Below are 12,372 nucleotides of genomic sequence, written 5' to 3'. Positions count from 1 at the left end.
GACGATGATGACCACTATCCCGCCCGTTGTTCCGCCGCTGCCGGCCGATCGGCCCTATGCCCGCGATCTGGTGCCGGGGGCGGCGTTGGGCTGGCTGCGCGCGGGTTGGCGCGATCTGACGACCGATCCGGTCCCCAGCCTGCTCTATGGCCTGTTCGTCTTTGGCCTGTCGCTCGCCATCATGGCCGGGCTGATCTGGCTGGCATGGGATTATGCCCTGTTCCCGGCGATCGCCGGTTTCCTGGTCTTCGCCCCGGCGCTGGCGATCGGGCTTTATGACAAGAGCCGCGCACTGGAGCGCGGCGAGCCCGTTTCGCTGCGCCACATGATCGCCCCCCACGCGCGCGCCGGCGGGCAGATTCTGTTCACCGGCGCGCTACTCTGCGGGGTGATGCTGCTGTGGATGCGCGCGGCCGTCATCCTTTATGCCCTGTTCTTCGGCGTCCGCGCCTTTCCGGGGCTGGATCATATCGCGGCCATGCTGTTCACCACGCCGACGGGTATTTCCATGCTGGTGGTCGGCACGCTGGTTGGCGGCCTGTTCGCGGCCTTTTCCTTCGCGATATCCGCTTTCTCGATCCCGATGATGCTGGACGAGCGCATCGACGCGCTGACCGCGATGGGAACGAGCTGGGCCCTGGTGTGGAACAATCTGCCGACGATGCTCGTCTGGGGGGCGCTGGTGCTCGCGCTGTTCGTCCTGTCGGTTGCGACGGGTTTCGTCGGGCTGATCATCGTCTTCCCCTGGCTCGGCCATGCGACATGGCACGCATATCGCGCGATCCGGTGATGCGGTGAGCGGCGCGTCCGCCCTGCCACGGCTCTCGGCCGACGAACTGCTGCTCGCGAGCCGCCTGGTCGATGTCGGCGTCCGGCAATCCGATGTTTCGGTGCCGGGCATTCGCTGCGGCGGTTGCATCGGCAAGATCGAGGCCGCCGTGGCGCGTCTGCCCGGCGTTGCGCGCGCACGCGTCAACCTGTCGACCAAACGCCTGGCGGTGGACTGGCACGAAGATAAGGGACCGCCCCCGGTTGGCGAGGCGCTGGCGGCGCTGGGCTATGACGCCTGCCTGTACGAAGCGCGCGAAGACGCCCGCGACCCCCAACTCGATCGGATGATCCGCGCGCTCGCTGTTTCCGGTTTCGCCGCCATGAACATCATGGGGCTGTCGATTTCCGTCTGGTCGGGGGCTGCGGGCGGGACGCGCGATCTGTTCCACTGGCTGTCCGCTGCGATCGCGATGCCGACGCTGGCTTATTCCGGGCGCATCTTCTTCCAGTCCGCGTGGAGCGCGCTGCGACACGGCCGCACCAACATGGATGTGCCGATCTCCATCGGCGTGCTGCTCGCCTTCGCGATGAGCCTTTACGATACGGTCCACCACCAGCCCCATGCCTATTTCGACGCGGCCGTATCGCTCCTGTTCTTCCTGTTGATCGGCCGGACACTCGACCATTTGATGCGCGAGAAAGCCCGAACGGCGGTGAAGGGCCTGGGGCGTCTGGCCGCTTATGGGGCAACCGTGATCGATCCCGATGGCGCGCGTCGTTATCTGCCGGTCGCCGAAATCGCGCCCGGCATGGCCATCTTCGTCCCCCCGGGCGATCGGATACCGGTTGACGCTGTCGTGCTGACGGGGCGTTCCGATATCGATGCATCGCTCGCGACCGGCGAAAGCGCGCCGGAACCAGTGATAGCCGGCAGCACGCTTCGCGCCGGCACGCTCAACCTCACGGGTCCGTTGACGATTTCGGCGACGGCGGCGGCGAAGGACAGCTTCCTCGCCGAAATGATCCGGCTGATGGAAGCCGCCGAAGGCGGACGTTCGCACTATCGCCGGATCGCCGACCGGGCCGCCGCGCTTTATGCGCCGGTGGTGCATAGTGCTGCGTTCCTGAGTTTCCTCGGCTGGCTGCTGGCGACGGGCGACTGGCACCGCGCGATCACCATCGCTGTCGCGGTCCTTATCATCACCTGCCCATGCGCGCTGGGGCTGGCCGTACCGATGGTGCAGGTGGTGGCGGCGCGCGTGCTTTATGAACGCGGAATCATGGTACGGGACGGATCGGCGATGGAGCGGCTCGTCGAGATTGATACGATCTTGTTCGACAAGACCGGCACCCTGACATCCGGCCAGCCGACATTGCGCCGCGATGCGACGAGCGATGCCGCGCACCTCGCCATCGCCGCCAGCATCGCCGCCAATTCCCGTCACCCTTATGCCCAGACCCTGGCGGCAACGAGCAACCGTGCCGACATTGCGTTCGATAGTGTCGTCGAACAGCCCGGCCAAGGGCTTGAAGCCCGGATCGGCACGGATGTCTGGCGGCTCGGCCGCAGCGAATGGGCGCTGGCCGACACGCAATCCGCACCGGCCGGCGGCACCGCGCTGACCCGCAATGGGCGGCTGGCCGCAGCTTTCGTCTTCGACGACGAATTGCGCGAGGGTGCGGCGATGGCGATCGGCGGCCTGCGGGATCGCGGCTATGCGCTGGAAATCCTGTCCGGTGATACGCCAGCATCGGTCGCCACAGTGGCGGCGGCGGTCGGGATCGACCGGGTGCAGGCACGCCTCCTGCCCGACGGGAAAACCGCGCATCTCGAAGCTCTCGCCGCCGCCCGGCACAAAGTGCTGATGGTCGGCGACGGCCTCAACGACGCGCCCGCACTGGTTGCAGCCCATGTCTCCATCGCCCCCGGCAGCGCCGCTGATGTCGGCCGGCAGGCAGCCGATTTCGTGTTCCTGCAATCCAATCTCGGCGCGATCCCCTATGCGATCAGCGTGGCGACGCGTGCGGACCAGTTGATCCGGCAGAATTTCGCCTTGGCTATACTCTACAATCTCGTCGCGCTGCCCGTCGCGATCGCCGGCCTTGTCACACCGTTGGTCGCCGCGCTTGCCATGTCCGGGTCTTCGATCCTGGTCGTCGCGAATGCCTTACGGCTCCGAGCGGGCTCGGCATGAACATCCTGTGGTATCTGATCCCGATCTCGCTCGCCCTCGGCGCGCTGGGGCTGGCCTTGTTCTTCTGGGCGTTGCGCAGCGGCCAGTATGAAGATGTGGCAGGCGCCGCCGAACGCATTCTGATCGATGAGGATCGCCCGTTATAAGGGCTCGCCGTCGGCAGATGATGCCCTTAACATGATTTAGTAATACAGGTATAAGGCTGCCCAGGGCGCCACTTTGGGGAGACGCGCGTGCGACTCACGCGATATACCGATTATTCGCTGCGTGTCCTGATCCATCTGGCGCTGCACGACGAACGCCTGTGCTCGATTGGTGAAATCGCGCGCAGTTATGACGTGTCGCACAACCATTTGATGAAGGTAGTCAACGCGCTCGCACATGCGGGCTTCGTTGAAACCGTGCGCGGCCGCGCGGGGGGCATGCGCCTCGCCCGGCCGGCGGCGGAAATCAGCGTGGGCGAAGTGGTGCGCCATACCGAGGAGGGTTTCCAGCTCGCCGACTGTTCGGGCTGTGTCCTGTCTCCAGCCTGCGGGCTGACCGGGGTACTGGCCCAGGGCATGCAGGCGATGCTGGCGGTGTTCGATTCCTATACCATCGCCGACCTGCTGACCGATCCGGGCGCCATGCGGCGGCTGATGGATCGGCAATCCCCGCTGGGGATCGGCCTGCAATAGGCCCGGACGGTGGCGACTGCCTTCAGGATCCGATCCGCGAAACTCCGTATATCCGGCTGACGGCGATCGGGAATATCGTGCGTATAATGATTGCGCGGGGAGGAATGCAGGCATGGGTATCAAAGGTGACGCTGCGATCATCGGCAGCGCCCAGTATCGCCCGGAACGCTACGCCACCGCGCCCCAAGCCTTTCATCTCGATCAGGTGGCCGATCTGGCCCGGCTGGCCGTGCTGGATGCCGGCATCGACGCGAAGGTGCTGGACGGGCTGATCGTCACTGGCAGCTATTTCAACGAGGCCCGCCAGTTCGTTCCCGCGATGGTCGGCGAACATCTGGGTATCAAGCTGAATTTCGGAGAAGTCATCGATCTGGGCGGCGCCAGCGCCGTCGGCATGGCGTGGCGCGCCGCAGCCGTGATCGAACTGGGCCTGTGCGAGGCGGTGCTCTGTGTGATCCCGATGCGGCTAGCGCCCGTGGCCCCCGGCACCGCCCCTTCCCCTGGCATGAGCGCACGCTTCGGCGGCCACAGCACCGCTTATGGCGCACCCGAGGCGGAATTCGACATTCCTTACGGGCATATCGCGCAGAACACCGGCTACGCCATGATCGCACAGCGTTATGCCGCACAATATGGCTATGATCCACGCGCCATGGCCAAGATCGTGGTGGACCAGCGCACCAATGCCTGCGCCAACCCCGATGCGATCTTCTACGGCCAACCGCTCACCATTGACGATGTTCTCAACAGCCGCATGGTGGCCACGCCCCTGCATGTGCTGGAGATCGTCATGCCAGTTGCGGGCGGCGCGGCCTTCATCGTCGCGCGCAAGAATCTGAAGCGCCGGAACGCCAGCCGCTCCGCCGTGATCCGCGGCTTTGGTGAACATATCCAGAGCAAATCACCCACTTATGCGGATGATATGCTGCACACCCCGATCGGGCCGGCATCGCGCAAGGCATTCGAGATGTCGGGTTTCCAACCGGGGGACATGCACATGGCCCAGATCTATGACTGCTACACGATCACCGTGCTGCTGAGCCTGGAGGATGCCGGTTTTTGCCCAAAGGGCAGCGGCATGCGGTTCGTGCTGGAAAACGATCTCACCTACAAAGGCAATTTCCCGATGAACACGCATGGCGGCCAGCTAGGCTTTGGCCAGGCCGGCACGGCCGGCGGCATGTCGCAACTGATCGAGGCGGTCCACCAGATCCAGGGGCGTTGCGGGGTGCGCCAGCTGGCGCGCAACGACCTGGCCTATGTTTCGGGAACAGGCGGCGTCATGAGCGAGCAGACCGCACTCATCTTGCAGGGAGCCTGACCATGATGACCGGGAAGCCGCTACCTGTCCCGACCGAAACCTCGCGACCCTTTTGGGCGTCACTGCAGGCACACCGTATCGACATCCAGCAATGCGCCGATTGCAGCCACTGGATATTCTTCCCGCGCCGACATTGCCCTCGCTGTTTTTCACTGGACCTGAACTGGCGGACGATTTCCGGCGAAGGCACGCTACTCACCTACACGACCGCCCATATTCCCACCCTGCCCGAATTCGCCGACGAAATGCTCCAGCAGCTCGCCGTGGTGCGGCTAGACGAAGGCCCCCACCTGAACACCACGCTGGTCGGCCTTGAGACAGGGGAAATCCATGTGGGCATGCGGGTAAAGCCGGTGTTTCACGATGTCGCGCCGGGCAAGACGACGCTGCTGCGCTACACTGCACATGACAAAAATATCGATCTCAACACGACCGCCGCGTCGCCGGTGGTGTCGGCCACGACGACAGGCAAGCGACAGGTCGATTTTCGTGATCTCGATGCGATGCGGTCACTGATCCACGATGAATATTCGGGGTGGAGCGAACCGTTTGTCGTCACGCAGGAGCTGATCGATCAGTTCGCGGTGCTTTCCGGCGATGATTACTGGATCCACACCGATCCCGATCGCGCGCGCAAGGAAGGGCCGTTTGGCACCACCATCGCGCACGGCTCGCTGGTGCAGGTGCTGGCCACCCGGCTTAGAACCGCCGCCGAATGGGAGGTGACTGGTTTCACCAACATGGTGAATTACGGATCGAACAAGCTGCGTTTTCCGACACCGGTGCCCGCGGGCAGCCCTATCCACGCCCGCAGCCGGGTTCGCGCGGTTGGACAGGTCAAAGCCGGCACTCAGCTCACGCTCGAAACCTGCATTCATATTGTGGGAAACGATCGTCCATCGGTGATAAACGAGTTAATCATCCTCTATATGTAGGGCTGTCGCGCGCCGGTTTCAGACAGGATAAAGGATCGTACCGTCGCCTTGAACGACGGCACCGGGGGTAATGATCTGCCTCCGTCTGAGTGGTCCATCGACTATGATAGTCTGGATCACGAAAGGGACGACGAATGCCGAGCAAGAAGCACAAGCCGGAAGAGATCATCGGCAAGCTGCGTGAAGTTGAGATCGTGCTGGCGCAGGGTGGAACGACGGCCGAAGCCTGCCGGCGCATCGCGGTCACCGAGCAAACCTACTACCGCTGGCGCAAGGAATATGGCGGTCTGAAGACCGACCAGGCGCGGCGGATGAAGGATCTGGAGAAGGAGAATCTGCGGCTTCGCCGGGCGATCTCGGACCTGACGCTGGACAAGCTGATCCTTCAGGAGGCCGCTCGGGGAAACTTCTGAGCCCCGCGCGGCGGCGACGCTGTATCGATCAGTTGCGGCGGGAGTTGCCAGTGTCCGAGCGGCGTATATGCCGGGTGCTCGGGCAACATCGGTCGACGCATCGCAAGGTGCCGCGCGGGGCGGATGATGAGGTGCGGCTCACCGAGGACATTATCGCACTGGCCAAGCAATACGGCCGCTGTCCGCCGTCAGCACCAATGGCACAGATTTGAGGTTGTGATTTGAGGAGGATCTGGGCTTCGTCGCAGTGACGAAGGAACGCAGATGAAGCCCAGATCCTCCCATTCAAAATTGTCGTCGAAGGCCCCTGCGGAGCAGGTGGTGAAGAGCATCCGGCGGCAGACCCGTCGGCACTTCTCGGCTGAGGACAAGATCCGGATCGTGCTGGATGGCCTGCGCGGCGAGGACAGCATTGCCGAGCTGTGCCGCAAGGAAGGGATCGCCCAGAGCCTGTACTACACCTGGTCGAAGGAGTTCATGGAAGCCGGCAAGCGACGCCTGGCCGGCGACACCGCTCGTGCTGCGACCACCGGCGAGGTGCAGGATCTGCGCCGCGAAGCCCGGGCCCTGAAGGAATGCGTGGCCGACCTGACGCTCGAGAACCGGCTGCTCAAAAAAAGCATGATCGCGGATGGGGAAGGCGAAGAATGAGGTATCCCGCATCCGAGAAGCTCGAGATCATCAGGATCGTCGAACAGTCGCACCTGCCGGCCAAGCGCACGCTGGACCAGCTCGGCATTCCCCGCCGGACGTTCTATCGTTGGTATGATCGCTACCTTGAAGGTGGGCCGGAAGCGTTGGAAGATCGGCCATCGGTGCCGATCCGGGTGTGGAACCGCATCCCGGCCAAGATCTACGACCAGATCATCGAGCTGGCGCTGGAACAGTCCGAGCTGAGCCCCCGGGAGCTGGCCGTGCGCTTCACCGACGAGCAGCGCTACTTCGTATCGGAAGCCACGGTTTACCGGCTGCTCAAGGCCCACGACCTGATCACCAGCCCGGCTTACGTTGTGATCAAGGCGGCCGACCAGTTCCACACGAAGACCACCCGCCCGAACGAGATGTGGCAGACCGACTTCACCTACTTCAAGATTATCGGGTGGGGTTGGATGTACCTGTCGACCGTGCTCGACGACTTCTCGCGCTATATCATCGCCTGGAAGCTGTGCACCAACATGCGGGCCGAGGACGTGACCGACACGCTGGACCTCGCCCTGGCAGCTTCCGGCTGCGACAGCGCCACGGTGCTGCACAAGCCCCGGCTGCTCAGCGACAATGGCCCCAGCTACATCGCCGGTGAGCTGGCCGAATACATCGAAGTCCGGAAGATGAGCCACGTACGCGGAGCCCCGTGTCATCCCCAGACCCAGGGCAAAATCGAGCGCTGGCACCAGACCCTGAAGAACCGCATCCTGCTGGAAAACTACTTCCTGCCTGGCGACCTCGAGGCCCAGATCGAGGCCTTCGTCGAGCACTACAACCACCAGCGTTACCATGAGAGCCTGGCCAACGTGACGCCCGCCGACGCCTACTTCGGCAGGGCGCCGGCCATCATCAAGCAGCGCGAAAGGCTCAAGCGACAGACCATCGAACATCGGCGCTTGCAGCACCGCAAGCTCGCCGCCTAACATCAATCCCCAGACGAGGCCCGCACTCCGCTAATCTACGCCGCGATCTGCGCCAAATGTTCTGACGACGGACAGCCCGGAGGATCAATGTGAGAGCAGTACGGGGAGGGGAGTGGTCGCCAGGAGGCTTTTCGTTGCGCCGCCGGCAATGAAATCACGGACGCGCGAATGGCCGTAGGCACCCATGACAAGCAAATCGGCACCGTGTTGGCCGCAATAGCGAACGAGTGCTTCGCCTGCACCCGAGCCATCGGCCGCCTCGGTATCGGGAATGGCGGAAATGCCATGGAGGCTGAGATGATCCCGTAATGCGTCGATCGTACTGCCCGGGCCCAAAGGCTTTTCGCCCGTCACTGTGACGAGCCGGACGATCCTCGACCGCCGGAGGAACGGCAATGCATCCGCGACCGCACGAGACGCTGCCCGACTACCGTCCCAAGCGACGACTACTATCTCAAGCGATGGCAGCGGCCTCACATTTTCGGGCATCAGCAAGACAGGCCGCCCGCTTCCGAAGATCAGATCCTGCGCGGTGAACTGGGTGGCGGCATCCGCGCTCATCGGCATGATCGTCAGATCGTGCAAGCGCGCATGCCGGATAAGCTCGGTCGATTGTAGCGTCGCGCGGCAAGGCAGTAGAATCGTGTCGGCCGTCTGGCCCGACTCAGTTGCTGTGGCCCGAAATTCCTCGATCAGCGCGTCCGCCGCCGCCCAGCTCTTGTCATTTTCGACTGCGATGACCTGGGTGATATCTGTGAGCTTGCGTGCCATGAAGTTCGACGGATCGGGCATCTCGATCCGGCATACCGCGCCCGATAGCCGAGCCTCAAACAATGTTGCCAATTCGGCCGCAGCGGTGATGACATTCTTCGGCGTTCGCCTCGGATAGGATGTCAATTGCAGCAGGATATCTTTCAGTGCCATGTCGTCTCTCCGGTTGCCGCAGCGCCTTGTTTCGTCGCAAGGCTGGCTAATGCGCCAGCAGCAGCGGTACTGTCGTCTGGGCAAGCAACTCGCGTGTCACTCCGCCCAGCACCGTCTCGCGGAGGCGCGAATGGCCATAGGCGCCCATCACGAGACAGGATGCCCCAAGCTCGAGCGCGGCATCTGAGAGCGTCTGGGCAACGGCACGTCCCTTTCGGGGCCATTCGTGCAGTTCGGACGAAATACCGTGCCGGGCAAGATACCGGCTTGCATCCGTAGAAGGAAAGTCGATGTCGTCGTCGGGAACGGATACGATGTGCACATCGCTTGCCATGTGCAGGAGTGAAAGGGTTAAGCGTAGGCTGTGCGCCGCTTCGAGGGAGCCGTTCCATGCAATAACGACTGGACCATTGGCTCGGAAACGGTCGGAGTCCGGAGGTACGACCAATATCGGTGCACGCGCGTGAACGGCCACATCAGCAGCGATCGGTAGTGGCCCCGGCTTGTCGCTTCGTCCCTTATCTGCGCGACTGAGGATGACGACATCCGCAAGGCGTCCGCGATTAACCAGCGCATGTGCCGGTTCCCCATCGGCATGGTGCCAATCCCAGGTGATGTCCTCGGTCTTAAGGCGTCGTTCGATCCGCGCCCGCTCTTCTTCCTCTTGTGCGCGCAGGGCTCCTAGCAGCGTCGTGGATGCGTAGAAGCCGCCAAAGGGATCACCGGCAACATAGGCGTTGAAAGGGGTGACCTGGACACAACTGATATGTCCCTGGGAAGCTCGGGCAAGGTCGAGCGCGGCGGCAAGTCGCGCATCCTGTGCGTGATCGTCATGGATATGCAGGAGTATCGATTTCAACACATCCTCCTATTTTCGATCCAGACCGGACCCAGTTGAAATGGAATGCTAGAGGTGATGGGAGTGTATGTAACTAGGGGATTATACCGATCTTAGGTTCCGCGCTGTGAGTCAGCGTCGACATTGGATGCCGGTCGGCGTGAATAATCCAATAAAACCAATGATCGTTAGGGTCAGTATTGGGATCCGATTCACACAAGGCGGGACCTGCCGGATGGATACGACGAGGCCGTGCGAAATTGATGAACGCCCAATGCCAGCGCTGGTTCACGCTCCCGTGGCAAGGGACCGCTCGGAGGTAACCGTGGCGGTGGACTAAGCTCGGCGATTGACGCGAGCCACTTGCCAGCCGCCCGCCGATGCCGGCATCCCCGGCTGCGAATGCGATAATTTTTACATGTTAGCCTAACGTGGAAACAAAATGCGATTTTCTTTACACGTCCGACCCAATGTGCAAAATATTCCGCATAACGTTTCACGAGAATAAAATCACATGCTCAAAGCTAGTTACGCGATTCCTGTCTTGCCCCCGCCAGACGCACTGGAGACGCCCGCCGTTCTCCGTGCGCTAGCGCAGGCCCACCGCCATCTGGCCGAATTGAAGGGGCGCGCGGCGTCCATTCCCAATCAGGGCATTCTGATCGATACCCTCGCGTTGCAGGAAGCCAAGGCGAGTTCCGAGATTGAAAACATTGTCACGACGCAGGACGAACTGTTTCAGGCAAACGCGTTTCCCGAAAACCCATCCTCCCCGGCTGCGAAGGAGGTGGCACGCTATGCCGATGCGTTGCGCCACGGCTTCATGGAACAGCGGAAACTGGATGGCCTGCTGACCAACAACATGATCATCGCCATGTTTCAGATGCTCAAGCGCAGCGAAAGCGAATTTCGGTCAACGCCCGGCACCGCGCTGAAGAACGACCAGACAGGCGAAATGGTCTATATCCCACCGCAGGAGGCTGATGCGGTGCGCGCGCACATGGCGGCGCTCGAGAATTTCATAAACCGCGACGAGGAAAGCGATCTCGACCCGCTGGTCAAGATGGCGATCATCCATCATCAGTTCGAAAGTATCCACCCCTTCCCCGATGGCAATGGTCGGCTTGGGCGAATTATCAACGTGCTGTACCTGACACGCACAGGCCTGCTGGAAATCCCGATCCTGTACCTCAGCCGGTTCATCACCAGCCGGAAGGGTGAATATTACCGCCTGCTACAATCCGTGCGTGACACTGGAGAATGGGAGCCATGGCTTCTCTACATGCTCCGCGGCGTTGCCGAAACGGCGCAGGGAACATTGGCCATGATCGAAGCTATGCGTGCCCTGATGGCCGAATATAAGCAGCGCATAAGGACAGATCATAACAAGATCTATTCGCAGGACTTACTCAACAACCTGTTCCGTCATCCTTACACGCGGATCGACTATGTTCAAAATGAACTGAGCATATCCCGCCCTACTGCGACAAAATATCTAGATGAGCTTGTGGAGGGTGGCTTGTTGATCAAGCAGCGCATCGGTCGTAATAATTATTATATCAACCAGCGCCTTGTAGCGTTGTTTGTAGAGGGTGGATAGTGCCACTTCCTCCGGGAACTGGTCCGTGTTGAGCTGGAAAATCCCAGTTTAGGGTTCAGGGCGTAAATCGGATCCCAATCCTGACCCGACAATCGTTGATTTTGATCGATTGTTCGTGCCGATCAGCGTCAGCAACGCAAACGTCGGCAGGGGAGACAGCTGATTCACAGATGCCCAAGCTCCCGTCCCCATCTCCAGCATTTGTCACGGCTTTCATGATGAAAGGCCCGCGCATCCGCGACGGAAAGCCCCAGCCGCCTCGCGCCGGTAACAAACCCCGCAAGCGCATCATCTCCCAATTCGCCATCAGCAAGGCTTGCTTGGTTGACGCAAATCGCCGTCAGCAAGGGCAGCCTGCGAGCATGGCAAATATCGAGCAGGCGATCGAGGTGTCCGTTAGCACCATTCATCTGATGACGGGCTTGCGACCAGTCGACACCACTGGCCGCCGCCAACGCCCCATATGTCGTGCAGACCTGATCGATAGCTGCCTGCTTGAGGTGCGCCAGGGACCGGTCAAAATCGAGCTTGTGCGTCGCCTGCGCCCGTCGGGTGCGTTCCTCAAGAAGCTGGAGATAGAGAGGCGCATCGGTTTTACCCTGTGCCTCGTGGTTCCTGATCCAGGTCCCGATCTCGGGGTCGGTCTTGGTCGCTAAGTCCATGCCCGCAGCCCTCCTCTGTATATCCGATAAGGCCCCTGTGCATTCTTCGGCCACAGACTCACGGTAGCGGCTTGATGAGCAGTGGCACAAGCCATTGGTGTCGAGGTCGAGTCAATCTGACCAGACATAATCGCCGGTAAGATTGATGCGGTCCCAGTCCAGGGGTGAGAGCCGGGACAGCATAACTCGATCGATAGGGCTTCCTCCGACGGCGCGACCGAGATAGCGGCGGTTAAATAGATTCATCGCGGCGGTGACGAGGTTAAGCGCGGCCGCGCGGGTCTGCTGGCTTTCCATGTCACGATCGCAGAAACGGCCGCCGCGCGAATGGACCGAGGCAAAGACCCAGTTCGCCGTGATCTTCGGCGAAAGGTTTGTCATCTGATGACGATAATCGGCCTCGCGCAT

The 12,372-nt window shown here is 61.8% G+C and carries 12 protein-coding genes and 1 pseudogene; 9 read left to right on the top strand and 4 right to left on the bottom strand.

Features of this window, described 5'->3' with window-relative positions; genetic code table 11:
- Positions 1-7 precede the first annotated feature (7 nt).
- From KC8_RS18980 to KC8_RS18945, 8 genes and pseudogenes are all read left to right on the top strand, one after another.
- Complete coding sequence (locus KC8_RS18980) at positions 8-790, top strand: DUF2189 domain-containing protein (RefSeq protein WP_029624728.1); 783 nt, start codon at positions 8-10, stop codon at positions 788-790.
- Positions 756-2,966, top strand: a complete 2,211-nt coding sequence (locus KC8_RS18975; RefSeq protein WP_010126908.1) for a heavy metal translocating P-type ATPase — start codon at positions 756-758, stop codon at positions 2,964-2,966. Before KC8_RS18980 ends, KC8_RS18975 begins: the two co-directional genes overlap by 35 nt.
- The gene (ccoS, locus tag KC8_RS18970; RefSeq protein ID WP_010126909.1) at positions 2,963-3,112 is read left to right on the top strand and encodes a cbb3-type cytochrome oxidase assembly protein CcoS; all 150 of its coding nucleotides are present in this window, start codon (positions 2,963-2,965) and stop codon (positions 3,110-3,112) included. Before KC8_RS18975 ends, ccoS begins: the two co-directional genes overlap by 4 nt.
- An 87-nt stretch (positions 3,113-3,199) precedes the next feature.
- The gene (locus KC8_RS18965; protein WP_010126910.1) at positions 3,200-3,643 is read left to right on the top strand and encodes an Rrf2 family transcriptional regulator; all 444 of its coding nucleotides are present in this window, start codon (positions 3,200-3,202) and stop codon (positions 3,641-3,643) included.
- A gap of 112 nt (positions 3,644-3,755) precedes the next feature.
- Positions 3,756-4,964, top strand: coding sequence for a thiolase family protein (locus KC8_RS18960; RefSeq protein WP_010126911.1), 1,209 nt, complete (start codon positions 3,756-3,758; stop codon positions 4,962-4,964).
- 2 nt (positions 4,965-4,966) lie between these two features.
- Positions 4,967-5,899 carry a bifunctional OB-fold nucleic acid binding domain-containing protein/MaoC family dehydratase gene (locus KC8_RS18955; RefSeq protein ID WP_010126913.1) on the top strand — a complete coding sequence of 311 codons (933 nt, stop codon included), beginning with the start codon at positions 4,967-4,969 and terminating at the stop codon, positions 5,897-5,899.
- 134 nt (positions 5,900-6,033) lie between these two features.
- Positions 6,034-6,491, top strand: a pseudogene (locus KC8_RS18950) (transposase); the annotation flags it as partial.
- Positions 6,492-6,576: 85 nt separating this feature from the next.
- Positions 6,577-7,940 (top strand): IS3 family transposase gene (locus KC8_RS18945; RefSeq protein WP_374952959.1). Its coding sequence is split into 2 segments (ribosomal slippage): positions 6,577-6,924 and positions 6,927-7,940, totalling 1,362 coding nucleotides; the frame shifts between segments, so codons are not numbered across the junction.
- A gap of 84 nt (positions 7,941-8,024) precedes the next feature.
- Here the strand turns inward: KC8_RS18945 and KC8_RS18940 are convergent.
- Both KC8_RS18940 and KC8_RS18935 read right to left on the bottom strand, forming a co-directional pair.
- The gene (locus KC8_RS18940; protein ID WP_010127417.1) at positions 8,025-8,864 is read right to left on the bottom strand and encodes a universal stress protein; all 840 of its coding nucleotides are present in this window, start codon (positions 8,862-8,864) and stop codon (positions 8,025-8,027) included.
- A 46-nt stretch (positions 8,865-8,910) separates the two neighbouring features.
- Entirely contained in the window at positions 8,911-9,726 is an 816-nt protein-coding gene (locus KC8_RS18935; protein ID WP_010127416.1) for a universal stress protein, read from the bottom strand.
- 490 nt (positions 9,727-10,216) lie between these two features.
- Between KC8_RS18935 and KC8_RS18930 the strand changes: the two genes are divergently transcribed.
- On the top strand, positions 10,217-11,302 hold the full coding sequence (locus tag KC8_RS18930; RefSeq protein WP_010127415.1) for a Fic family protein: 1,086 nt from the start codon (positions 10,217-10,219) through the stop codon (positions 11,300-11,302).
- A 164-nt stretch (positions 11,303-11,466) separates the two neighbouring features.
- Here KC8_RS18930 and KC8_RS18925 read toward each other — a convergent pair whose 3' ends face one another.
- Positions 11,467-11,964, bottom strand: a complete 498-nt coding sequence (locus tag KC8_RS18925; RefSeq protein ID WP_010127414.1) for a hypothetical protein — start codon at positions 11,962-11,964, stop codon at positions 11,467-11,469.
- A 111-nt stretch (positions 11,965-12,075) separates the two neighbouring features.
- Positions 12,076-12,261 (bottom strand): Tn3 family transposase, encoded by a 186-nt coding sequence (locus KC8_RS18920; RefSeq protein ID WP_232455578.1) that lies wholly within the window; start codon positions 12,259-12,261, stop codon positions 12,076-12,078.
- Positions 12,262-12,372: the final 111 nt, after the last annotated feature.

It is taken from the genome of Sphingomonas sp. KC8 (genome assembly GCF_002151445.1).
Taxonomy (GTDB): domain Bacteria; phylum Pseudomonadota; class Alphaproteobacteria; order Sphingomonadales; family Sphingomonadaceae; genus Sphingomonas_E.
This window is presented reverse-complemented; position numbering and strand designations above follow the sequence as displayed.